This window comes from Bacteroides sp. An269 (genome assembly GCF_002159755.1).
Lineage (GTDB): Bacteria > Bacteroidota > Bacteroidia > Bacteroidales > Bacteroidaceae > Phocaeicola > Phocaeicola intestinalis.
In genome coordinates, this window is record NZ_NFJG01000237.1 from 1 (window position 1) to 920 (window position 920).

Below are 920 nucleotides of genomic sequence, written 5' to 3' on the forward strand. Positions count from 1 at the left end.
TCCGTGATTACTGGTTCCGTAGCGGTACGCCTTCATACCTAATCCGCCTGCTTGCGCATACCGATGAGAACCTGGATGAACTGACCGGAAAATACTATGACCCGCAGGAATTTGTCGACTATAAGGCAAACGTAGAAAAACCGTTGCCGATGATTTACCAGAGCGGATACCTTACCATTAAGGACTATAAACCACGCCGAGGCACATTCCTGCTCGACTTCCCCAACAATGAAGTGAAGAAAGGATTTGTATCTCTGGTGGCTTCCGACTATTTCAAGCCCCAACGGGAAAATATAAACAGTTGGATACAAGACCTTATCGATGCGCTGGAGGAAGGTGATACAGACAAGCTGCATAAGCTGTTCACCTCCTTCCTTGCCGACATTCCCTACACCATGCGTCGCAAACATGAGGAGAGGGAAAGGGAGCGTTGTTTCCACTATACGTTCTACCTGATATTCCGTCTGGTCAGCGTCTACACGGTCTATACCGAAAAGGAACAGAGTGAAGGACGGGTGGACTGCATCGTAGAGACACCCGATTACGTCTATATCTTTGAGTTTAAACTGGACGGTTCGGCAGACGAAGCCCTAAAGCAGATAGAGGAAAAAGGCTACGCACGCCCGTATGCTTCCGATAAAAGACCGGTATATAAAATAGGCGTCAGCTTTTCATCGGAAACCGGAACCATTGACGGCTGGAAAGTGCAAAGCGAACGTTTCAAGCAGCATACCTTTTTCAATAATCTCCATAAACAAGAAATTCCATAAGAATATACGCTATGATGAAATACCCGATAGGCATACAGAGTTTTGAGAAAATGATAACAGAAGGATACTGTTATGTAGACAAAACGGATTTACTCTACCAACTGGTAAAGGAAGGTGTGATTTATTTCCTCAGCCGTCCCCGCAGGTTCG

2 protein-coding genes are annotated in these 920 nt (G+C 46.0%); both read left to right on the forward strand.

Annotated elements, in window-relative coordinates; genetic code table 11:
- Positions 1 to 770, forward strand: a 770-nt coding sequence (locus B5F71_RS19505) for a PD-(D/E)XK nuclease domain-containing protein (protein WP_206423875.1), incomplete at its 5' end; no start/stop codon positions are given.
- A gap of 14 nt (positions 771 to 784) precedes the next feature.
- Positions 785 to 920, forward strand: a 136-nt coding sequence (locus B5F71_RS19510; RefSeq protein ID WP_158098164.1) for an AAA family ATPase, incomplete at its 3' end; no start/stop codon positions are given.